This window comes from Pseudomonas sp. UFMG81 (assembly GCF_015354575.1).
Taxonomy (GTDB): domain Bacteria; phylum Pseudomonadota; class Gammaproteobacteria; order Pseudomonadales; family Pseudomonadaceae; genus Aquipseudomonas.
In genome coordinates, this window is sequence record NZ_JACAFQ010000057.1 from 1 (window position 1) to 21,368 (window position 21,368).

Below are 21,368 nucleotides of genomic sequence, written 5' to 3' on the forward strand. Positions count from 1 at the left end.
AGAGCTCAGCGGCAGGCCTTTACGCGTAGCATCAACCCAGTTGTCGAGCGTTTTGACGGACATCTCAAGCTGACGTGCAGCTTCAGTTCTGCCAACGCTTTCGGCTAGAGCTACGGCTTGCGTTTTGAACTCATCGGTGTAGTTGCGGCGAGTACGTGGGTACATGGCGACCTCCAAGAGAACGATGTAAGTATCGCTTCTTGGCGTCCGTTGTCAGGGGACAGGCCCAGCAAAACCGCCTGCTCCCATCATCCGGCCCCTACGCTGCGCTNCGGGGTTCCCTCACTCCGGCCTTGCTCCCGCGTGGACGCACCGAAGGGCCATCCATGGCCCATCNGTGCTCGATGGGCATCCATGCCCATCGCCCCGCTCCGCAAGTCCTACGTTCGGCCTCCTGAAGTCGCGTTTGGCGGTGACTGGACTATCGCGCGCTTAGAAGCAAGAGCAAGAGCAAGAGCAAGAGCAAGAGCAGCGAGTATTCAATTGTTATTGATGTGGTGTTTGTAATGGCCTGTTCGCCGGCAAGCCGGCTCCTACGGGCGGGGTGTGCAATTAAAAGTTCGTACACCGTAGGAGCCGGCTTGCCGGCGAATGCAATTTGATANCACCGAAGGGCCATCCATGGCCCATCGGTGCTCGATGGGCATCCATGCCCATCGCCCCGCTCCGCAAGTCCTACGTTCGGCCTCCTGAAGTCGCGTTTGGCGGTGACTGGACTATCGCGCGCTTAGAAGCAAGAGCAAGAGCAAGAGCAAGAGCAAGAGCAGCGAGTATTCAATTGTTATTGATGTGGTGTTTGTAATGGCCTGTTCGCCGGCAAGCCGGCTCCTACGGGCGGGGTGTGCAATTAAAAGTTCGTACACCGTAGGAGCCGGCTTGCCGGCGAATGCAATTTGATACCCAACACAACAACCAACTAGCGACAGCAGCGCCAATATAGGCGCCGCCCCTAACTTCGCGACTTCAGGAGGCCGATCGGAGGGCTTGCGGAGGGAGGCGACGGGCATGGATGCCCGTCGAGCACCGATGGGCCATGGATGGCCCTTCGGTGCGTACTCCCGGGAGCAAGACCGGAGTGAGGGAACCCCGGAGCGAAGCGCAGGGGCCGGATGATGGGAGCGAGCGGCTTTGCTTACTTTGGCCAAGACCAAAGTAAGCCGCCGTAAGGGCGGAAAGGTGAATAAGCGTCACCCAAGCAAACGGATATGCCCACAACTTCCAAAACCAACCAACCAACTAACCAACTAACCAACTAACTAATCAACCACAATCAGGATCATAAAACCGCCAGAAAACAAAACGCCCCGGCAAGCCGGGGCGTTTGTTGGTTCAGCGGTCAATCACCGCGCGTAGGTCATCAGCACATCGGCCGCCGTCTGGCTATCCACCCCCATCATCACGCTAAGCGCAGTAACGGTCAGAATAGAGAAGCCAAACACCTTGCGCGCCCACTTGCTGTCATCCTCGGCCTTGTAGCCACCCCAGGCCATGTACAACCAGTACAGACCCATGGCAGCCGCCACGGCAAGGTAACCCAGGCCAGCATAGCCGCCCAGGGTGAGCATCAAGGTAGCAAGCACGAAGGCCAGCACGTACAGCACGATCTGCTTCTTCGCCGCGAGGATCCCACGTGCCACCGGCAAGACCGGGATGTTGGCAGCGCTGTAGTCCTTGAAGCGGAAGATGGCGATGGCGAAGCTGTGCGGCATCTGCCACAGGCTGAACATCACCAGCAGCGTGACTGCAGCCAGGTCGAAGCTGTTGCTTACAGCGCAGTAGCCGATCACCGGAGGCATGGCACCGGACAGGCTGCCAACCAAGGTGCCGTGCACCGATTTGCGCTTGAGCCACAGGCTGTAGAAGCCGACGTAGACCACGAAGCCAACCAGGGCGCAGAACGCCGACAGCGGGTTGGCCTGAACATACAGCAGGCTGAAACCGGCCACCCCGAGCAGGGTGGCGTAGGTCAGCGCGAGGGGCAGCGACATGCCGCCCTGCACCATGACGCGGTTCTTGGTGCGCTCCATCTTGTGGTCGATGTCACGGTCGATGCAGTTGTTGAACACGCATCCGGACGCCACCACCAGCGAAGTACCGATCACCACCGCCAGGAACAGGGCGAAGTCCACATGGCCCTTCGCGGCAAGGAAGAAACCGCCTGCCACGGAAAGCACGTTACCGAAAATGATCCCCGGTTTGGTGATTTGGATAAAGTGCTTCACGGACATGCAGTCTTACCTCACTTGGCCATCATTTCGTAGTGGATGCTGAACATGATCCACAGCGACAGGCCGACCAGCAGTGCAATTACCAGTACGGTGAACAGGAACGTCGACACGTTGGAGCGCTGCTCTTTCGAGCGGTCCATGTGCAGGAAGTACACAAGGTGTACCACCACCTGGATGACGGCCATGGCCACCACGATCAGGACGGTCAGGTTCTTCGGCAGGCTCGGGAACATCACCAGGCCGAACGGGATAGCGGTCAGGATGATCGACAGTACAAAGCCGATCATGTAGGACTTCACGCTACCGTGATTGCCTTCGTGATGAGTGTCGTGTGCGCTAGCCATTACAGAACTCCCAGCAGGTAGACGACGGTGAATACGCAGATCCAGACCACGTCGAGGAAGTGCCAGAACAGGCTCAGGCAGCTCATGCGGGTCTTGGCGGTCGGCGTGATGCCGTGCTTGTTGATCTGGTACATCATGATTGCCATCCAGATCAGACCAGCAGTCACGTGCAGGCCGTGGGTACCGACCAGCGCGAAGAACGCCGACAGGAAGCCACTGCGCTGCGGGCCGTAGCCTTCGGCGATCAGGTGATGGAATTCATAGATTTCCATCGCGATGAACGCTGCACCGAACAGGAAGGTCACGGCCAACCAGCCCAGTACACCGGCTTTCTTGCCGTCGAACATCTTCAGCATGGCGAAGCCGAAGGTGATCGAGGACAGCAGCAGGAACGCGGTTTCGACCAGCACGAAGTCGAGCTGGAAGATGTCGTGACCCGACGGGCCGCCGGCGAAACCGCCGGACAGCACCGCGTAGGTGGCGAAGAGCGACGCAAACAGGATGCAGTCGGTCATCAGGTACAGCCAGAAACCGAGGACGGTCATCTGGCCCGAGTCGTGGTGGTGGTCATCGTGAGCATGGTCATGACCATGCGCGCCACCGTGGATTACTTGACTGGACATTGATTACACCCGTTCAAACGATTCGACACGTGCGCCGCCGGCAGGCAGTACACCAGCCTTGGCCAGCGCCTTCATGCGCTCGCCTTCGATGCGCGCCACTTCTTCGGCCGGAACCATGTAGCCCTGGTCGTCACGTGCAGCGTGGCGAACGAAGACCGCGATGGTCGCAACCAGGCTCGCGCCCACCAGCCACCAGATGTGCCAGATGAAGGCGAAGCCGAACACGGTCAGGAACAGACCCATGAACAGGCCGGTAGCGGTGTTGCTCGGCATGTGGATCGCTTCGTACTTGGCCGGAACCTTGTACGCAACGCCGGCTTCCTTGGCTTCGTGCCAGGCGTCCAGGCCAACTTTCTCAGGCATGTGAGCGAAGTTGTAGAACGGCGGTGGCGACGAAGTGGACCATTCGATGGTACGGCCGCCCCATGGGTCGCCAGTGACGTCCATGTTGTCTTTGCGGTCGCGAACCGATACGTAGATCTGGATCAGCTGGCAAGCGATACCGAACAGGATCAGCACGGCGCCGACCACGGCTACGTACAGGTAGGGTTCCCACAGTGGGTTGTCGGAGTGGTTCAGACGACGGGTCATGCCCATGAAGCCCAGGGCGTACAGCGGCATGAACGCAACGTAGAAGCCCGACAGCCAGAACCAGAAGGCAGCTTTGCCCCACTTCTCGTTCAGGGTGAAACCGAAGGCTTTCGGGAACCAGAAGGCGAAACCGGCGATGTAGCCGAATACCGCGCCACCGATGATCACGTTGTGGAAGTGAGCGATAACGAACAGGCTGTTGTGCAGAACGAAGTCAGCACCTGGAACGGCCAGCAGTACGCCGGTCATGCCACCGATGGAGAAGGTGACCATGAAGCCCAGGGTCCAGAGCATCGGTGCGGTGAAGCGCACACGGCCTTGGTACATGGTGAACAGCCAGTTGAACAGCTTCACACCGGTCGGAATGGAGATCAGCATCGTCGCCAGGCCGAAGAAGGTGTTGACGCTGGCGCCGGCACCCATGGTGAAGAAGTGGTGCAGCCAGACCGCAAAGCCAAGGATGGCGATGGCGCCCGATGCGTAGATCATCGAGTGGTGGCCGAACAGGCGTTTGCCAGAGAACGTCGAAGTTACTTCCGAGAACACGCCGAAGGCCGGCAGGATCAGGATGTAAACCTCAGGGTGACCCCAGGCCCAGAACAGGTTGACGTACATCATCGGGTTCCCACCAAGCTCGTTGGTGAAAATGTGGAAGTCCAGATAACGGTCAACAGTCAGCAGGGCGAGTGCGGCGGTCAGGATCGGGAACGAAGCGACGATCAGCACGTTGGCCCAGGTGCAGGTCCAGGTGAAGATCGGCATGTCCATCAGCTTCATGCCAGGGGCGCGCATCTTCATCACGGTGACGAGGAAGTTCACGCCGGTCAGTGTCGTACCCAAGCCTGAGAGCTGTAGCGCCCAGATGTAGTAGTCGACACCCACCCCAGGGCTGTACTGGATGCCCGCCAGCGGCGGATAGGCAACCCAGCCGGTCTTGGCGAATTCACCAACGCCCAGCGAGATGTTGACCAGCAGCACGCCTGCCAGCAGCAGGTAGAAGCTCAGGGAGTTCAGGAACGGGAAGGCAACGTCACGTGCACCGATCTGCAGCGGAACCGCAAGGTTCATCAGGCCGGTGAAGAACGGCATCGCCATGAAGATGATCATGATCACACCGTGGGCGGTGAAGATCTGGTCATAGTGTTCAGGCGGCAAATAGCCTTCGGAGCCACCGGTAGCGGCAGCCAGCTGGGTACGCATCATGATGGCGTCGGCGAAGCCGCGCAGCAGCATGACCATCGCGACGATGATGTACATCACGCCGATTTTCTTGTGGTCGACCGTGGTCAGCCACTCGGTCCACAAGTAGGTCCACTTGCGGAAATAGGTGATGGCACCAACGACAGCGATACCACCGAGCGCGATCATGGCAAGCGTCACCATGACTATCGGCTCGTGATACGGTATCGCCTCCAGAGTTAATTTACCGAACATCTCTTACTCCTCTGCACCGGCAGCTGGTTGCATACTCGATTCCACACCCTTGGTGGTGGCCAGGTCTTTGCTGCCTGCTTCTTCGTGGACCGGCTTGCCGCGGTTCATGCCTTCGTACTTGTCGACGATGCGCTGGAACTGGTCAGCCGGAGCCTCGCTGTACAGCGCGACTGGGTTGTTTTCGCTTGGTTTGGCCAGGGCTTCGTATTCGGCCTTGTCCAGCTTCTTCGGCGAGGCCTTCACTTGCGCGACCCATGCATCGAAGTCAGCTTGCGAAGTGGCGGTTGCCTTGAATTTCATACCGGTGAAACCGGCGCCGCTGTAGTTGGCGCTGATACCGTCAAACACACCGTTCTCGTTGGCGATCAGGTGCAGTTTGGTGGTCATGCCAGCCATGGCGTAGATCTGGCCGCCCAGGCCCGGGATGAAGAACGAGTTCATCACGGCGTCCGAGGTGACGCGGAAGTTGACCGGGGTGTTAGCCGGGAAGACGATCGTGTTGACCGTGGCAATGCCTTGTTCCGGGTAGATGAACAGCCATTTCCAGTCCAGCGCGACCACGTCGATCTGCACCGGCTTCACATCGGAATCCAGTGGACGGTACGGGTCCAGCTTGTGGGTGGAGTGGTAGGTGACATAACCCAGGGCGATGATGATCAGGATCGGGATGATCCACACCGCAGCTTCGATCTTGGTCGAGTGCGACCAGTCGGGGGTGTAGGTGGCGGCCTTGTTGGAAGCACGGTACTTCCAGGCGAACGCCAGGGTCATGATGATCACGGGAATAACCACCAGCAGCATCAGGCCGGTGGCGATCAGGATCAGGTTCTTCTGCTCAATGCCGACCTGGCCCTTAGGGTCGAGCAGGGTCCAGTTGCACCCACTGAGTAAAAGCATGCCTAAAAAGGGCAATATGCCAAACAGTCTGGGGTAACGCTTTTTACTCATCTCACGACCTCTAGATCAGCTTGCTTCAATGCAATTTGTGTTTTGGTCGCCAACACTTCGTCCTGCCAAGTGCGGCATTTCGCGCCCGTACTCGCTCCTGCCCGGGGTCCGACTGCTGGACCTTGGCTTCAAGCGAGTTAGCGGTGCTTATGGTTTCGTAGGCAACAGGCCTGTACTTCAGACCAAGTCCATTTGGTGCGGGAAAACGCGGAGGGGTGTCCGCCCGGATCGCCGTTGGGCGAAACTTGTCGAAGTCAGCAAATGGAAAGCGCAGCGGCTTCCATCAATCCTGCGACTCGCAAGCAGTGCCGAACGGAAATTGGGGGCGATTGTAGATAGGTCGATAGACCTTGACTATGACTTATTGAGCAACAGTCTTTTACAGGATCTGCAACAATAGCGCTCAAAAAATCAACTTCGCGACAGTTTGTCGCACCCCGCTTGATAGCCCTGAAACCCTCGTAGCGCAAGGCTTCGAGCTTGACCTGAATCAACTGCCTGCGGCGTCGTGCGCCTTATCCGACACTGTAATAGACCCAGGTCAATTCGGGACTTTGGTCTAAGCGCGACGTCGGTTTCGGTAGATCCCCAGGGGCACCAGGATCGACGTCAGGACGAACGCCACCAGCGCCCATTGCGCCAGGGACAACCCAAGAATCGGCGGATAGGGGGTGGAGCAGAAACCGTCGACCTGGAACGCCAACGGCCAGAGCTTGGCCAGCGGCAGGTCGTCGACGATCGGCTGCAAGGTGTCGATGCCGCAGCTGACCATCGGGTTGGCGAGTATATACACATGGTTGCCGGCTGCAACGATGCCGCCAATGGCGCTGAGCACTACCAGCGCCTCGAAGAAGGTCAGGCTCTTGCGCCCGGGCATGGCCGCGGCGATGAAGGCGAACAGGGCAATGAACAGCAGGGCGTAGCGTTGCAGGATACACAACGGGCAAGGGGCCTCGCCCAGTACCACCTGCATGTACAGGGCACCGCCGATCAGCGCCAGGCAGATCACGCCGAGGAGCACCAGGAAGCGCCGTTCGCGGTTCAGGCGCGATGAGAGTTCGTTCATTGCCGATTCCTTCGATGGAGTGTGGCAGCGCTGGCTGCCCGAGGGGCGCCAAGTCTACACGCTGGAGATGACGGTTGGTTGCGTCGAGCAATGGCGTGCGCGGCTATCCACTGATGACCTAGGACCGGGCGGGCCGGTTTCGGTTCAACGACCGCGTGAAATACACCGCGGCCCGAGCGCCGGGCAGGGGCAGGTCCCTCGACACTCGGGAGTGAAGGATACAGTGATTAAAGGAGGATTAACGATGAAGGCGGGTGTCACCGCGTTCATCCTTCCTTATATAGAAGAAGGGGTTGGGCCCAATCGCTGCGGTTCGGCGCTCGGCCCGTTCGGCCCCGCATACCGAATGCAGATGTCCGTTTCGTTCTCGATTACCCACGGGCAGGAGCATGGCATGAAGGACCGGCCAGGCTGAACGCCGAACCGCAGCGATTGGGAGGGATGCGGTAATCCATCGCGGGGCAAGCCCGCTCCCACACAGTCAACTTCGACCTTGTGGGAGCGGGCTTGCCCCGCGATGAGAGAAGCGAATTACTCCAGCGCCGCCGCCGGCCCGAAGAACTCGTAGCGGCTCTGCCCTTCCGGTACGCCAAGTGCCTTGAGCTGGCGCTTGATCGCCGCCATGAAGCCTTTCGGCCCGAGGAAGTAGGCATCCACGTCACGCTCGCGCGGCAGCCACTCGCCCAGCAGGTCCTGGTCCAGCAGGCCTACCGCGTCGGCACTGCGGCTGCCATCGTCCTCGGCATAGCAGTAAAAGCGCTTGAGCTGCGGATGACGCGCGGCCAGCCCATCGATCCAGTCAGCGAAGGCATGCACCGCGCCATTGCGCGCGCAGTGGATGAAGTGCACCGGGCGCTCGGTCTTCAGCGCCGCCTCGAGCATGGCCAGGGTCGGGGTGATGCCCACACCACCGCTGATCAGCACCAGCGGCTTGTCGCTGGCGGTCAGGGAGAAGTCACCCGACGGCGGGAACAGCTGCAGGGTATCGCCGACCATCAACCCGTCATGCAGGTAGTTGGAGACCTTGCCCCCCGCCTCGCGCTTGACGCTGATGCGGTACTGCTCGCCATCGCACAGGGCCGACAGCGAGTAGTTGCGGCGCTGCTCCTGGCCATCGATGTCCAGTTTCAAACCGATGTACTGGCCAGGTTCGGCCTTGAGCACCGGCTTGCCGTCCACTGGGGCGAAGTAGAACGAAACGATCTCGCTGCTTTCCTGCTCGCGGCGCACCAGGCGGAATTCACGGGTGCCGCGCCAGCCACCGGCAGCCTCTTCCTTCTGCTTGTACAGGTTCTCTTCGGCACCGATGAGAATGTCGGCCAGTTGGCCGTAGGCGGCAGCCCAGGCGGCGATCACCTCGGGGGTGGCGATGTCCTTGCCCAGTACTTCCTCGATGGCGCGCAGCAGGCAACTGCCGACGATCGGGTAGTGCTCGGGGAGGATCTGCAGGGCCACATGCTTGTTGATGATCTGGCCGACCAGGCCGCCCAGCTGTTCAAGCCTGTCGATATGGCGGGCGTACATCAGCACGCCGTTGGCCAGGGCACGTGGCTGGTCGCCGCTGGCCTGGTGCGCCTGGTTGAACAGCGGGCGAACCTCGGGGTACTCGCTGAGCATCAGCTTGTAGAAGTGGGTGGTCAGGGCCTCGCCACCGCTTTCCAGCAGAGGGACAGTGGCCTTGATGATTGCACGTTGTTCGGCATTGAGCATTGCGACAACTCCTGAGCCTATGGCTTCGAATGGTTGCGTAGTTCTTTTCAGCAATCGTGCCAACTTTAATCTTCAATGAAATCAGGGCTTTCAACGCTCAAGTGTCAAAACGACACACTCAGGCGTATAGTCATTCCGACCAACAGGAGTCCATATGACTGCAAAGCCCCTGCTCACCGCCCTCCTCCCCCTGGTCAGCGACCTGTCGTGCGACCTGCCCGACCAGGAACGCTACCGCCGCCTGCTCCAGGCCATGCGCGGGCTGCTGCCCTGCGATGCTGCGGCGCTGTTGCGGCTGGACGGCGAATGGCTGGTGCCGCTGGCGGTGGATGGTTTGTCCCCGGATACCCTCGGCCGACGCTTCCGGGTCAGTGAGCATCCGCGCTTCGAGGCGCTGCTGAGCCGGCCAGAACCGACCCGCTTCCCCAGTGACAGCCCGCTGCCAGACCCCTACGACGGGCTGGTCGATGCCGCCCATGTCGACCTGGAAGTGCACGACTGCATGGGCTGCCCACTGATGGTCGACGAACAGCCCTGGGGCCTGCTGACCCTCGATGCCCTCACCCCCGGGCAGTTCCAGAGCCTGGAGCTCGACGCGCTGCAGGCCTTCGCCAGCCTGGCCGCCGCCACGGTGACCGTGGCCGAGCGCATCGAACACCTGGCGCTGCGCGCCGAGGACGAGCACCAACGCGCCGAGGTATACCGCCAGGCCAGCGGCCAGGATCGCGAACTGATTGGCCAGAGCAAGGCGCACAAACGCCTGGTCGAGGAGGTCCGCCTGGTGGGCAGCAGCGACCTGACCGTACTGATCACCGGCGAGACCGGCGTCGGCAAGGAGCTGGTGGCCCAGGCCCTGCACCGCGCCAGCAAGCGCGCCGATAAACCACTGATCAGCCTCAACTGCGCCGCGCTGCCCGACACCCTGGTGGAGAGCGAACTGTTCGGTCATGTCCGCGGGGCCTTCACTGGCGCCCATGGCGAGCGGCGCGGCAAGTTCGAGCTGGCCAACGGCGGCACGTTGTTCCTCGACGAGGTCGGTGAACTGCCGCTTGCGGTTCAGGCCAAGCTGCTGCGGGTGTTGCAGAGCGGCCAGTTGCAGCGCCTGGGCTCGGACCGCGACCACCTGGTGGATGTACGGCTGATCGCGGCGACCAACCGTGACCTGGCCGAAGAAGTGCGCAATGGCCAGTTCCGCGCCGACTTCTATCACCGGCTCAGCGTGTACCCGTTGCAGGTACCCCCGCTGCGTGAGCGCGGCCGCGATGTGTTGATGCTGGCCGGCTACTTTCTCGAACAGAACCGCTCGCGCCTGGGGCTGGGCAGCCTGCGGCTGTCCAGCGATGCGCAACAGGCGCTGCTGGCCTACGACTGGCCGGGTAACGTGCGTGAGCTGGAGCACCTGATCGGGCGCTCGGCGCTCAAGGCGCTGGGGCAGCATGGGCAACGGCCGAAGATCCTCACCCTGGAAGCGGCTGACCTCGACCTGCGCCCAGCCTTGCCGGCGGTCGTTGCACCCTCCCCTGCCACGCAGCCAGAGGTATCCCTGCCGCAAGGTGGATTGCGTGAGGCGGTAGATGAGTATCAGCGGCAGATCGTCGAGGCATGCCTCAAGCGCCATGGCGACAACTGGGCTTCTGCGGCGCGTGAATTGGGGCTGGACCGGGCCAACCTGAGCCGGTTGGCCAAGCGCTTGGGGTTGCGCCAGTAAGGCTTGCACGCCACCTGTAGGGGCGGCCTTGTGCCGCGAGAGGGTCGCAACGCGGCCCCGGCGATTTCTCCTTCCGCGCTGAAATCCTGGGGCTGCGCTGCAGCCCTTTCGCGACACAAGGCCGCTCCTACAACGTGCGTGCAAACCCGGCAAATGTGACCCTGAATAGCAAACTAAGCTAAAGCCTGACGTCAAAAAGCCGATAACCCGGCATCCTCCCATTCCTGCATAAAGGTTGCCCATGGCCACGCAAAAAGCCCGTGCGGACTCGCTGTCGCTGCTGCTGTTCACCCTGCGCAGCGGCAAGCTGATGGCGATCAACCTGCTCAAGGTCAGCGAGATCATCCCCTGCCCGCCGCTGACCAAGCTGCCGGAAGCCCACCCCCACGTCAAAGGCGTGGCCACCCTGCGCGGCAATTCGCTGTCGGTGATCGACCTGTCCCGCGCCATCGGCGAAATGCCCCTGGCCGACCCCGACGGCGGCTGCCTGATCGTCACCGAGATCAGCCGCTCGCGCCAGGGCCTGCACGTGCAGGCGGTGAGCCGCATCATCCACTGCCTGAGCACCGACATCAAACCGCCGCCGTTCGGTTCGGGCAACCGCTCGTTCATCACCGGCGTGACCCGGGTCGATAACAACCTGGTACAGGTGCTGGACATCGAAAAGGTCATTCACGGCATCGCCCCACCGCAGCATGAGCCACATCCCGGCGAAGTCAGCGAGGAAGACGCCAGCCTGCTGGCCGCCGCCAATATCCTGGTGGTGGACGACAGCCAAGTGGCGCTGCAGCAGTCGGTGCACACCCTGCGCAACCTGGGTATCGACTGCCATACCGCGCGCAGTGCCAAGGACGCGATCAACGTGCTGCTGGAGCTGCAGGGCACGGACAAGGAAATCAACATCATCGTCTCGGACATCGAGATGTCCGAGATGGACGGTTTCGCCTTCACCCGTACCCTGCGCGAAACCCCGGACTTCCAGCACCTCTACATCCTGTTGCACACCTCGCTGGACAGCGCCATGAGCGGCGAGAAGGCCAAGGCCGCAGGGGCCAATGCGATCCTGACCAAGTTCTCCTCGCCGGAGCTGACCAACTGCCTGGTGACGGCGGCGCGGGCAGTGGTTTTCGCCGAGCACTGAAACATCAAGTCAGGAATTGCCTGACTTGATGTGGGAGAAGGTTCGGGCATAATTCGCGCCCTTCGGATCTTCATGGCCGGTATCGCGTATGAAATACCTCAGTTCTCTCCTGATCGGCTGCGCACTGTTCAGTGGCGTGGCCCACGCCTCCAGCCCTCAAGCCTGGAACGACCAGCGCCAACAGATGCTCAAGGCCTGCCTGAAGGCCAGCCAGTTCAAGGACGCCCACGCCCTGGGCAAACCCGCCGAATTCGATGACCAGGTTGGCTACAGCGCGCTGCTGATCGAAGGCGTCTACCCACAGAAGCACATGAACAACCGCTCCGGCACCGAGCTGTGCCTGTACGACCGCCAGCGTCAGCAGGCAGTCGTCACCGAGTGGGAAGCGGGCAAGCAGTGAGCGACGACCTGCGTTTCGCCTGTACCGGCTGTGGCAAGTGCTGCACCGGCCACCATGTGCCGTTGACCCTGGCCGAAGCACGCCAATGGGCGCAGGCCGGTGGCCAGGTGGTGGTGCTGGTCGAAGGTTTCGTCGCCGATGGGCCGGGCATGCCGGCGGATCAACGCGAGCATGTGCTGCGCCGGTCGTACCCGGTGCGCTGTGGTGAAGGCGAGTTGCGGGTGTCGGTAACCTTCGCCGCGTTCAACCCGGGCCGCTGCCGCAACCTCGACGAAAACGACCTGTGCACCATCTATGAAACCCGCCCGCTGGTCTGCCGCATCTACCCGGCCGAAATCAACCCGCACCTGCCATTGCGGCCTGAGAACAAGGACTGCCCGGCCGAGGCGTGGGTCCAGGGTCCGCAGTTGATCCACGGTGGTCAGCTCCAGGACGCCGGGCTCAGAGCGCTGATCGAAGCGTCGCGCCAGGCCGACCGTGAGGATATCGCGGCCAAGGTCGCGATCTGCCAGGCGCTGGGGATCACCACCAGCGCGCTCAAGGGCAATGGCTTCACCGCCTGGTTGCCGGAGATGAGCGCGTTTGCCGTGGTGCTGCAGACGGTGCCGGCAGACAGTGGTGCCGAGTGGCAGGTGCATGTGCCTGACACGGTAACGGCAGCGACCTTGCAGGATCATCACCTGCAGACCACTTCAGAGCCCCCGGTCTACTTCGCCTACATCGGTTTCTAATGGCCCAATCGCCGGCAAGCCGGCTCCCACAGGTGTAGTGCAGGCCCCGTGGGAACAACTGTCTTGTACTGCCTGTACTGGCCTCATCGCTGGCAAGCCAGCTCCCACAGTATTGCGCATGGTTTGAAGGCAGCGCGCTTGAGGTGGGAGCAACTGTCTTGCGCAAGATTTTGTAGGAGCGGCCTTGTGTCGCGAACGGGGTGCGCAGCGCCCCCAGGATCTCGGGTACGCCCAAGATCGCCGGGGCCGCTCTGCGGCCCTTTCCGACCGGTCCGGCGCCCCGGCAAGGCCGCGCCTACAGAGACCGCGCAAGATGTGGGAGCCGGCTTGCCGGCGATTGGCCAGATCAGGCAACACAGAGCACACTCACTGACACCGCCGCCAGAACTCATCCGCCAGCCGGCGCAGGTCTTGCGCCAGGTCCGCCACGTCACTGGCGCTGCCGTGGCTGCGCTGCCCCACCGCCACCGTCGCCTCGCTGGCCTGGCGGATGCTGACGATGTTGCGATTGATGTTCTCGCTGACCTGGCTCTGCTGCTCCACCGCCGCCGCGATCTGCACACTCATCGCGTTGATCTGGTTGACCCGCACGCTGATGCTGTCCAGCGCATCGCTGGCCAACTGCGCCTGTTCCACGCTATGCCCGGCATGGGTACTGCTCTCGCGCATCACCTGCACCGCGGCACGGGCACCCTCCTGTAAGGCGGTGATCATGTGCTGGATATCGTGGGTGGACTGGGCGGTGCGCTGGGCCAGGCCGCGTACCTCGTCGGCGACCACGGCAAAACCACGCCCCTGGTCACCGGCACGCGCCGCCTCGATGGCGGCGTTGAGCGCCAGCAGGTTGGTCTGTTCGGCGATGCCGCGAATCACGTCGAGCACCCCGGAAATTTCGCTGCTGTGGTTTTCCAGCTTTTGGATCACCTCGCTGGCCTCCACCAGCGAGCCGGCCAGGTCCTGAATGGCGCAGCGATTGCGGTCGACCAACTGATGGCCGGCCTGGGTTTCATCCTCGGCCTGGTCGGCGGCCATCGAGGCCATCTGCGCGCTACTGGCCACCTGAGCAACACTGGCGCTCATCTGGTGGATCGCCGTCGCCACCTGGTCGGCCTCGTTCTGCTGCTCCAGGCTGTTGGCATGGCTGCTGTGCAACGCCTCGACCAACGAGCCGGAGTGCCCGGCCAGGCGTGACGAGGTGTCGCCGATACGCCCGACCACTGCGCCCAGTTGCGCCTTGAGCATGCGCATGGCGAACTCGATCTGGCCCAGGCCGTCGCGACGCCCGGTGTACAACCGCTGGCTCAGCGGGTTGTCGGCAATGGCCAAGGCCTCGCGACGCAGCCGCTCATAAGGCCGCAACAGCAGCCAGACCGCCAGGCTGCTCAGGCCCGCCGCAACCAGCACTTCGAGCAGCGACAGCAACAGTGGCGCACCCTGCCACCACTGCGCCACGCCGATCACCGACGCCAGGACCAGCCCGACTGCCAATGCCAGCCGTGCGCCCAAGCCGATGACCGGCAAACGCTCGCGCCAGCTGCTGCGCCCTTCACGCAATCGCGCATAACAACGCTCGGCCGCCTCCACTTGCGCCCTGCCGGGCTTGGTCCGCACCGACTGATACTCCAGGGTCTGCCCACCACTGCTGATCGGCGAGACGAACGCGCTCACCCAATAGTGATCGCCGTTCTTGCACCGATTCTTCACCAAGCCCATCCACGAACGCCCGGCCTTGAGCGCTTGCCACATCTGGGCGAATGCCTGGGGCGGCATGTCCGGGTGGCGGACGAGGTGGTGAGGCTGGCCCAGCAGTTCCTCGCGGGAGAAACCGCTGACCCGCAGGAACACGTCGTTGGCGTAGCTGATACGGCTGTCCAGGTCGGTGGTGGACAGGATGTTGGCGTCGCCGGGGTAATCCACTTCGCGACCGGTAACGGGCAAATTGCACTTCATCGGAGGCACTCGTTGTTATGGGGAACAGCGGCAGGGCGTCCGAGATTAGTGGCAATTTGCGATCAACTGTTGATCCAGCGCAGTCTTCTGGTGCTCGACGCCTCATTTGTAGGTCAGGGTGAAACCCAACGAGGCGTTGGCCACGCCCCCCACCGGTGTGTCCGTGCCCACCTGGATGTAACGCGCCGCCATGGGGATGTTGAGGTCGCCGTTGGTCATGCGCACCATCTGCACCTCCTCGGTCAGCGGCATGGGGGTCAGGTCGGCTTTGAGTACCTGCACAGCAACCCCGGTAGCGTCGGAATCGGCATTCAAGCCAAGGAGGCCGCGCTGCGCGTCGAGCACACTGGAGCCATTGCGCGGGTCCAGGCGCAGGGCGGCAAAGTTCTGGTTGCGCGGGTTCGTGCCGGCCTGGCAGGCCTGCACCGGTACGTTGAATGTCTGGGTGTCGGTGACACTGCCCTCACCACGGAACTGGCCGGTACGCCAGGTGCCCATCGGCACGGTAACCTGCGTAGCCGGGGCACCTGGCAGGCCACACATCGCCACGTTGATCGAGCCGGAGGTGATCACCATCTCCATCACCCTGCCGCCAATGTTATTGGTGAGCTCGGCCAGGATGTGACCGGCCAGAGGCTGCACGCCCATGTCCGCCTCGACGGGGCCAATCTTGATGAAGCGGTAATACAGCCCCGAACTGATGATCCCCAACCAGACACCGGGGGTGTCATGCGTAGCGTGGTGCGGAACCCCCCAGCCCTGAAACCCCTCTCTCGGAACTCTCGTCCAGCGGTTATCAACACTGCCACCACTCATATGCCCAGCCACTACAACCCCAATGCCTGGAATACGCGTCTGGAGAATGACGTCGCCTGGAGGTACCAGCGGGGAGTTGAAAATTTTTGGCAAGGGCGAGTCTACGTCGAAACGCGAACCCGGCTTGCAGGTTATCCCGGTCGGATGGAACCGCTCGCTTCGCAAGTGAGGTGACGCCTTGATCACGGTGCCGATCGGCGCATCTCGTCCGATGAACAGATCCCCCACGTTCACTTCCCTTCGCACGAAGAAACCGGCTGGAAAATCGCACGCCACTGCTTGTAGCGGCAACCACAACGCCATCGCTACGCTCCAGACCACGTTGTACTTGCAAGACCTTGCCATTTTTTCTACTCCCCTTACCTTCATTCATTTGAGCATCGGCTGTGTGTGCATCACGCCTTGCGGTCCATTCCATGGGTGTTACTTGTAGGTCAGGGTGAAACCCACCGAGGCATTGGCTACACCGCCCACCGGCGTCTGGTTGCCCACCTGGATGTAACGCGCGGCCATGGGGATATTGAGGTCGCCATTGCTCATGCGCACCATCTCTACCTCTTCGGTGAGCGGCATGGGCGTGAGGTCGGCCTTGAGTACCTGTACACCGACACCCGTGGCGTCCGAGTCGGCGTTCAGCCCCAGGATGCCGCGCTGGGCATCGAGCACACTGGAGCCATTGCGCGGGTCCAGGCGCAGGGCGGCGAAATTCTGGTTGCGCGGGTCGGTGCCCGCTTGGCAGGCCTGCACCGGTACGTTGAATGTCTGGGTGTCGGTGACACTGCCTTCACCGTGGAACTGGCCGGTACGCCAGGTGCCCATGGGGACCATGACCTGGGTGCCAGGGGCGCCCGGTAGGCCGCACATTGCTACGTTGATGGATCCGGAGGTGATCACCACTTCCATCACCCTGCCACCGAGGTTGTTGTTAAATTCGGCAAGAACATGCCCGGCCAGGGGCTGAGTCCCCATCCCAGCATCGACCGGGCCGATCTTGATGAAGCGGTAGTAAACGCCGGCAGCCAAGATCCTGACCCCGATACCAGGATTTAGCACGGCGTGGTACGGAATTCCCCAGTTCCTGTGGCCTTGCCCAGGCACGATCGTCGCGTATTCGGCGTATTGCGGCATCATAGAACCGGCAACCACTACCCCGACACCAGGAATGCGGGTCTGAAGGATGACATCTCCGGGGGGGACCAGCGGTGAGTTGAAGATTTTAGGCAAGGGTGAATCAACATCAAAACGCGCCCCCGGCCTGCATAAAATGCCAGTTGCGTGAAATCGCTCACTGGTCATGTAAGGTAACGCCTTGATCACTGTTCCGATCGGCGCATCCCGCCCAATGAAAAGATCGCCCACACTCATTTCCCACCGGTGGAAGAACCCCTGCGGGAAATCACACCCCAAGGCCTGCAACGGCAGCCACACGCTTACTGCCATCGCCCAGCCCAACTTAGATTTGCAAGACTTCGCCATCGTGACCTTCCAATGCTGAGATTTACTTGGGTGTCGCGTCATCGCCTCGGCAAACCTGAACCACCCAACGCCACATCGCCCACCCGGCAGACGCTGTCCACCTGGCGATAACCCTGCGTCGGAGCTTCGCCCGTGGCCGCCACCAGCACCCGGCACTGATCACGCAACGACCGCCCCCAGCGCACGGTCACCGCACCAGCCTCGCCCTCCAGCGCCAGCAGCACCTGGCCACCTGGCCCCACCACACCGACCGTGCGCTGCTCGCCATCCACCACCTGCGCGCCGAACGGCGGCAAGCCACCATCCTCCAGGCGCAGATTGAGCAGTACCTTCTCCACCCGCTGAGCGGCGAATTCGGCCTTGACCACCGCCCCCCGGCGCGGCACCACGTTGGTTACGCCGTTGTCGATTTCGGTGTGGTGGTCCAGCCCCCCCGTGTCCAGGCTCACGCGGTTCTTGCGGTAGGGGGTGAGGTAGGGGATCAGCGCATAACCGTCGGCGTTGGTCTTGGTGCCCGGGGCATTGGCTAGCCCAACATTCGGCGTGTCGGGCACCTGCACCAGCCCCACGGTTTCGCCGAGGGTGTGCCCAAGGGCGACGCCACCGCCGTGCGCCAGCAACGAACCCGAAGCACTGAGGTTGACTTGCTGATAATGCTCGCCAGCACTCACTCCAGCCCCCAACTGGGCGAACGGTGCCAGGTAATTGAGCGACGCCGAGCCACTGCCCCCGGAGCGCTCGGCATGGCTGGCATCGACCGCGTAGTTGAGGTTGCCGCTACGCCCCCGGTAACCGGCCCGCTGATCAAAGCTGCCGTCGTTGTTGCGGGTCAGCGCCAGGCTGCCGCTGCCACCACCGCCCAGCGGGATGGAGACGTTGAAGCTGATGAAGCTCGACTGGCCGAACGAATCCACCAGGCTCTTGCTGGCGTACACCCCATAGCTGACGCCACGGTAGACGGTGTTGACGCCCAGTTGCAGCTGGCGCTCGCGGCGCGAGGTGTTCCAGTAGTCCTGCTGGCTGAGGTTGAGATAGAGCGAGGTGTTGCCGAAATTCTGGTTGATGCTGGCCTGCACCCGGCTGCGCTTGGTCATGCGGTTGAAGTCATCGCCCTGGTGCTGCCACACCGCTTCGCTGAAGTCGCGGTAGCCTTCGGTCGAGTAGCGGTAGCCGGCGAAGCGCACCGACGTGCCGGTGGCGAAGGCCTTGCCGTAGCGGATGCCATAGCTGCGCCCTTGATCGGTACGCCCGTCACGCCCTTCGGTTCGGGCCTGGGTCAGGTCCAGCGAGAGGGCACCGTAGCTGCCCAGGTTCTTGCCCAGGCCCAGTTGCGTGGCGCGGTAGAAATCGTTGCCCAACAGCCCGCCCGATACCGTGTAGTCGTAGGGCAGGCCATAAGCCAGCGTGGCTTGCGCCAGCCCCGGGCGGTTGCCGTATTCATCGACGGCGTTGTATTCGCCGAAGGTCAGGCCGTAGCGCCAGGTGTTCTCACGCAGCAGGTTGCCCAGGGTCGCGTAGGGTTGGGTGAAGCGTCGCTCGCGGCCATCGGCCTCGGTGATGATCACCTCCAGGTCGCCACTGCCGCTGGACGCATTCAGGTCGTTGATCTCGAACGGCCCGGGCGGCACGAAGGTGGAGTACAGCGAGTAGCCGTTGTGGCGCACCTCGACCCGCGCGCGGGTTTCCGCCACGCCGCGGATCACCGGGGCGTAGCCCTGCATCGAGTCGGGCAGCATGCCGATGTCGCTGGCCAGCTGCACGCCGCGAAACGGCAAGCTGTCGAACACATCGCCAGCGGTGAAGCTTTCGCCCAAGGTGAAGGTGCCGAGGCTGCCGGGCAGGTCGGTCTGGGCGTAGCTGGTCGAGCGCTGCCATTGTCGGCGCCCTTGCTGGTCCTGGTTATAGTTGCCGCTGGAGCGCAGGCGCCAGCCTGCGAGGTTCAGGCCACCACTGAGATAGAGGCTGAACTGGTTGTGATCGCCCTGCCCGGCGGTATGGCCCTGGGTGCCGGTGAACTGGTAGTTGAGCAAGCCGGCGTTGATCCCCGCGTCCCACTCCTCGGGCGCCACGTAGCCCGCCGCATCGCGACGCAAGGCCACCTGCGGCACGCTGATGTCGAGCGCCAGGTAGGCGGGGTCGAAGCTGACCAGCGCCCCCTCGATCACCCCTGGCAGGTCGACGCAGTCGAGCCTGTCGAGCTCGACCTGGTCGACGAACGCGGCCAGCTTGACGCCCATGCCGTCGAGCATCGCCGGGCTCAGGCAGGCACGTACCTCGCCATGGCCGGCATCGTCGAAACGCAGCTCGCGGCGGTCATAGAAGCTCTGGTTGAGGCGAATGCTCACCCGGTGCAGCCCCGGCGCCACCTGGGCGTTGTGGGCAATGGCCTCCAGGTCCAGGTTGGGGCCTGCCGAGCCACCGCCGAAAGGCTGCATGAAGCTGCTGTCGAACGTCGCCGCCTGGGTGACAGGCATGCTGAAACCCATCAGGCAGGCGAGCAGGGCTGGGCCGCCGGCATGCAGCCGGTGGCAGGAAGTCTTGGGCATTGCAGTTACTCGATGAGGGTACGGGCGAAAGTCAACGTGCAGCGCTGAGGCTGACCCGTTCGGGCTTGGTGTAGCCGCCGTAGTCGTTGATCACCGAGAACTCGACGCTGCTGGGCGTCCAGCCCAGGCGTGGGGCGATGGCGTACTGGCGGGACGAGAACGGCGCGACCATCACCGGCTTGTCGATCTCGCTGTCGCGCTTGCCATCGGCGACCTTGATATGGATGAACGAAACGTGGAACGGCGTTGGGTTGTGCACCTGCAATTGCGGCTGCCCGGCCTCCTGGCGAACGGCCCACTCTAAGCGGGGCAAGGCCTCGAGCAGGCTGCCTTGCAGGCCCTTGGGCCGGTAGAACAGCTTGATCCGGGTGCGCAGGGCGATCTTTAGCGTATTGCCCTCATCAGTGCTGGACGCCGGAATTTCCTGGGCATTGAAGTAGAACACCGACTCGCGATCCGCCGGCAGGTCGTGGGCGGTGGGTACGATGCGCACCATCTGCTCCTTCATCGCATCCAGCCGGAACAACGGCGGCGTGGCGATGAACGGCGCGCTGATGGCATGGTCGTCTTCTTCGGTGTTGATCCAGGCCTGCACCGCGTAGGGCTTGTCGGTGCCGTTGCCGGCGGTGATCGAGGCATCGCGCTTGCTGGCGTCGAAAATGATGCGGGTGCCGCTCAGGGTGACCCCCGCCTGGGCGGCAGCCGGCAACAGCGCCAGCAGTAACGTACCGGCAAGCAGCCGCTGTGGATAAGTGCGTAACATCACAGACCCCTGTTCGGTTCGAGGCAAACTGCGCCCTCGGGCGAGAGCGCAGATAGAGCCGGCGTTACTGGATGTTTACGGTGAACTGCGCCTTGGCGTTGGCCGGGCCAGGCGTGGCCGCGCCCGTGGCGATGTAGTTGGCGGTGAAGCGCAGGGGTTGAGCGAGGTTGGCATATTCGCCGGACGGCTCGGAGACCGGCAGCTCGGTGCCGGAGTAGTCACGCAGTTGCACCGCCACGTTGCTGGCCGCGCCCGCGACCGGCTCCAGCGCCAGCCACTGGCCCGCCGCGCCGGCAGAGCCGGTGATCGGCAGGAAGGTCACGGTGGCGGCCTTGCCAGTGATGTCGCAACCTGGGTCGCTGGCGTCCACCTGCAAGGTGAACGAGCCACCCCCCGCCACATCGCCGGCCTTGGCCAGGCTGCTCACCGGTACCTGGTCGCCCAGCTTGACCACGCCCTTGGCACCGCCGGTGCCATTGCCGATCTCGATGGCGCAGGTGCTGTTGATGATGGTGCCTTCGAAGCTGATCTCGCCGTCGGCAGCCTGGGCGAACTGGGTCGCGCCCACCAATGCCAATGCGGCGGCCAGGCCGCTCAAGGTTACCTTTTTCATGGATGCTCCCTTTCTTGATACTGCGCGTTGTGCGCTTGTATGGTCCGTGCAACGGCAACCGATCATGGCTACCGGATACGGGGGCCATGATGCCGGGCTCCTCGAGACAGCTCAGGTCGAAACGGAGCAAGACCACGGGAACGATTTCCCAAGCCATGCGGGAAATTTCCGACGACAGATGAAGCTGACAGTCGTGTCAGCCAGCGGTCACGCTGCTGACCCGCTGAACAGGCTATAAGAGACTCGACCCCTTCCCCGAACCGGCCGCCCCGACATGACC

The 21,368-nt window shown here is 62.6% G+C and carries 19 protein-coding genes and 1 pseudogene; 5 read left to right on the forward strand and 15 right to left on the reverse strand.

The genetic code is table 11. The annotated features are described in order from the left end of the window. The 7 genes from IX761_RS25810 to IX761_RS25840 form a co-directional block, all read right to left on the reverse strand. A partial coding sequence (locus IX761_RS25810; protein WP_194792313.1) for a transposase occupies nucleotides 1–165 on the reverse strand: 165 nt, incomplete at its 3' end. Between the two features lie 1,175 nt (nucleotides 166–1,340). After that, nucleotides 1,341–2,228, reverse strand: coding sequence for a heme o synthase (gene cyoE / locus IX761_RS25815; protein WP_194792314.1), 888 nt, complete (start codon nucleotides 2,226–2,228; stop codon nucleotides 1,341–1,343). An 11-nt stretch (nucleotides 2,229–2,239) separates the two neighbouring features. Then, a complete protein-coding gene (gene cyoD / locus IX761_RS25820) occupies nucleotides 2,240–2,572 on the reverse strand; it encodes a cytochrome o ubiquinol oxidase subunit IV (RefSeq protein WP_194792315.1) in 333 nt (110 codons plus the stop codon). Beyond that, nucleotides 2,572–3,195 (reverse strand): cytochrome o ubiquinol oxidase subunit III, encoded by a 624-nt coding sequence (gene cyoC / locus IX761_RS25825; protein ID WP_194792316.1) that lies wholly within the window; start codon nucleotides 3,193–3,195, stop codon nucleotides 2,572–2,574. Before cyoC ends, cyoD begins: the two co-directional genes overlap by 1 nt. A gap of 3 nt (nucleotides 3,196–3,198) precedes the next feature. Next, nucleotides 3,199–5,220 carry a cytochrome o ubiquinol oxidase subunit I gene (gene cyoB / locus IX761_RS25830; protein WP_194792317.1) on the reverse strand — a complete coding sequence of 674 codons (2,022 nt, stop codon included), beginning with the start codon at nucleotides 5,218–5,220 and terminating at the stop codon, nucleotides 3,199–3,201. Nucleotides 5,221–5,223: 3 nt separating this feature from the next. Continuing rightward, nucleotides 5,224–6,168, reverse strand: coding sequence for a ubiquinol oxidase subunit II (gene cyoA, locus IX761_RS25835; protein ID WP_194792318.1), 945 nt, complete (start codon nucleotides 6,166–6,168; stop codon nucleotides 5,224–5,226). Between the two features lie 559 nt (nucleotides 6,169–6,727). After that, the gene (locus tag IX761_RS25840) at nucleotides 6,728–7,234 is read right to left on the reverse strand and encodes a disulfide bond formation protein B (protein WP_194792319.1); all 507 of its coding nucleotides are present in this window, start codon (nucleotides 7,232–7,234) and stop codon (nucleotides 6,728–6,730) included. Nucleotides 7,235–7,478: 244 nt separating this feature from the next. Here IX761_RS25840 and IX761_RS25845 point away from each other — a divergent pair, with 244 nt between their 5' ends. Continuing rightward, nucleotides 7,479–7,649 (forward strand): hypothetical protein, encoded by a 171-nt coding sequence (locus tag IX761_RS25845; protein ID WP_194792320.1) that lies wholly within the window; start codon nucleotides 7,479–7,481, stop codon nucleotides 7,647–7,649. A 116-nt stretch (nucleotides 7,650–7,765) separates the two neighbouring features. Here IX761_RS25845 and hmpA read toward each other — a convergent pair whose 3' ends face one another. Further along, the gene (gene hmpA, locus IX761_RS25850) at nucleotides 7,766–8,944 is read right to left on the reverse strand and encodes an NO-inducible flavohemoprotein (protein WP_194792321.1); all 1,179 of its coding nucleotides are present in this window, start codon (nucleotides 8,942–8,944) and stop codon (nucleotides 7,766–7,768) included. A gap of 154 nt (nucleotides 8,945–9,098) precedes the next feature. Between hmpA and norR the strand changes: the two genes are divergently transcribed. The 4 genes from norR to IX761_RS25870 all read left to right on the forward strand — a co-directional run bounded on the left by norR (nucleotide 9,099) and on the right by IX761_RS25870 (nucleotide 12,924). Then, nucleotides 9,099–10,652 carry a nitric oxide reductase transcriptional regulator NorR gene (gene norR, locus IX761_RS25855; RefSeq protein ID WP_194792322.1) on the forward strand — a complete coding sequence of 518 codons (1,554 nt, stop codon included), beginning with the start codon at nucleotides 9,099–9,101 and terminating at the stop codon, nucleotides 10,650–10,652. A gap of 241 nt (nucleotides 10,653–10,893) precedes the next feature. Beyond that, nucleotides 10,894–11,793, forward strand: coding sequence for a chemotaxis protein (locus IX761_RS25860; protein ID WP_194792323.1), 900 nt, complete (start codon nucleotides 10,894–10,896; stop codon nucleotides 11,791–11,793). An 88-nt stretch (nucleotides 11,794–11,881) separates the two neighbouring features. Continuing rightward, complete coding sequence (locus IX761_RS25865; protein WP_194792324.1) at nucleotides 11,882–12,193, forward strand: hypothetical protein; 312 nt, start codon at nucleotides 11,882–11,884, stop codon at nucleotides 12,191–12,193. After that, a complete protein-coding gene (locus IX761_RS25870; RefSeq protein ID WP_194792325.1) occupies nucleotides 12,190–12,924 on the forward strand; it encodes a YkgJ family cysteine cluster protein in 735 nt (244 codons plus the stop codon). The genes IX761_RS25865 and IX761_RS25870 overlap by 4 nt, the downstream gene beginning before the upstream one ends. Before the next feature lie 366 nt (nucleotides 12,925–13,290). Here the strand turns inward: IX761_RS25870 and IX761_RS27770 are convergent, their stop codons facing one another. The 7 genes and pseudogenes from IX761_RS27770 to IX761_RS25900 all read right to left on the reverse strand — a co-directional run bounded on the left by IX761_RS27770 (nucleotide 13,291) and on the right by IX761_RS25900 (nucleotide 21,088). Beyond that, entirely contained in the window at nucleotides 13,291–14,172 is an 882-nt protein-coding gene (locus tag IX761_RS27770) for a methyl-accepting chemotaxis protein (protein WP_416366821.1), read from the reverse strand. Nucleotides 14,173–14,544: 372 nt separating this feature from the next. Then, nucleotides 14,545–14,874, reverse strand: a pseudogene (locus tag IX761_RS27775) (PAS domain-containing protein); the annotation flags it as partial. Nucleotides 14,875–14,976: 102 nt separating this feature from the next. Then, nucleotides 14,977–15,522 carry a fimbrial protein gene (locus IX761_RS25880; RefSeq protein WP_194792327.1) on the reverse strand — a complete coding sequence of 182 codons (546 nt, stop codon included), beginning with the start codon at nucleotides 15,520–15,522 and terminating at the stop codon, nucleotides 14,977–14,979. 591 nt (nucleotides 15,523–16,113) lie between these two features. Further along, nucleotides 16,114–16,713: a fimbrial protein gene (locus IX761_RS25885; protein WP_194792328.1), complete on the reverse strand. Its 600-nt coding sequence runs from the start codon at nucleotides 16,711–16,713 to the stop codon at nucleotides 16,114–16,116. 491 nt (nucleotides 16,714–17,204) lie between these two features. Then, on the reverse strand, nucleotides 17,205–19,712 hold the full coding sequence (locus IX761_RS25890) for a fimbria/pilus outer membrane usher protein (RefSeq protein WP_194792329.1): 2,508 nt from the start codon (nucleotides 19,710–19,712) through the stop codon (nucleotides 17,205–17,207). Between the two features lie 31 nt (nucleotides 19,713–19,743). Then, the gene (locus tag IX761_RS25895; RefSeq protein WP_194792330.1) at nucleotides 19,744–20,475 is read right to left on the reverse strand and encodes a molecular chaperone; all 732 of its coding nucleotides are present in this window, start codon (nucleotides 20,473–20,475) and stop codon (nucleotides 19,744–19,746) included. Between the two features lie 64 nt (nucleotides 20,476–20,539). After that, entirely contained in the window at nucleotides 20,540–21,088 is a 549-nt protein-coding gene (locus IX761_RS25900; RefSeq protein WP_194792331.1) for a fimbrial protein, read from the reverse strand. Between the last annotated feature and the right edge of the window lie 280 nt (nucleotides 21,089–21,368).

Excerpts from the sequence above, each read along its gene's own strand:
- cyoE (WP_194792314.1), bottom strand. The coding sequence starts at position 2,228 with ATGTCCGTGAAGCACTTTATCCAAATCACCAAACCGGGGATCATTTTC.
- cyoD (WP_194792315.1), bottom strand. The coding sequence starts at position 2,572 with ATGGCTAGCGCACACGACACTCATCACGAAGGCAATCACGGTAGCGTG.
- cyoC (WP_194792316.1), bottom strand. The coding sequence starts at position 3,195 with ATGTCCAGTCAAGTAATCCACGGTGGCGCGCATGGTCATGACCATGCT.
- cyoB (WP_194792317.1), bottom strand. The coding sequence starts at position 5,220 with ATGTTCGGTAAATTAACTCTGGAGGCGATACCGTATCACGAGCCGATA.
- cyoA (WP_194792318.1), bottom strand. The coding sequence starts at position 6,168 with ATGAGTAAAAAGCGTTACCCCAGACTGTTTGGCATATTGCCCTTTTTA.
- IX761_RS25840 (WP_194792319.1), bottom strand. The coding sequence starts at position 7,234 with ATGAACGAACTCTCATCGCGCCTGAACCGCGAACGGCGCTTCCTGGTG.
- IX761_RS25845 (WP_194792320.1), top strand. The coding sequence starts at position 7,479 with ATGAAGGCGGGTGTCACCGCGTTCATCCTTCCTTATATAGAAGAAGGG.
- hmpA (WP_194792321.1), bottom strand. The coding sequence starts at position 8,944 with ATGCTCAATGCCGAACAACGTGCAATCATCAAGGCCACTGTCCCTCTG.
- norR (WP_194792322.1), top strand. The coding sequence starts at position 9,099 with ATGACTGCAAAGCCCCTGCTCACCGCCCTCCTCCCCCTGGTCAGCGAC.
- IX761_RS25860 (WP_194792323.1), top strand. The coding sequence starts at position 10,894 with ATGGCCACGCAAAAAGCCCGTGCGGACTCGCTGTCGCTGCTGCTGTTC.
- IX761_RS25865 (WP_194792324.1), top strand. The coding sequence starts at position 11,882 with ATGAAATACCTCAGTTCTCTCCTGATCGGCTGCGCACTGTTCAGTGGC.
- IX761_RS27770 (WP_416366821.1), bottom strand. The coding sequence starts at position 14,172 with ATGCGCATGCTCAAGGCGCAACTGGGCGCAGTGGTCGGGCGTATCGGC.
- IX761_RS25880 (WP_194792327.1), bottom strand. The coding sequence starts at position 15,522 with ATGGGCGTGCAGCCTCTGGCCGGTCACATCCTGGCCGAGCTCACCAAT.
- IX761_RS25890 (WP_194792329.1), bottom strand. The coding sequence starts at position 19,712 with ATGCCCAAGACTTCCTGCCACCGGCTGCATGCCGGCGGCCCAGCCCTG.
- IX761_RS25895 (WP_194792330.1), bottom strand. The coding sequence starts at position 20,475 with ATGTTACGCACTTATCCACAGCGGCTGCTTGCCGGTACGTTACTGCTG.
- IX761_RS25900 (WP_194792331.1), bottom strand. The coding sequence starts at position 21,088 with ATGAAAAAGGTAACCTTGAGCGGCCTGGCCGCCGCATTGGCATTGGTG.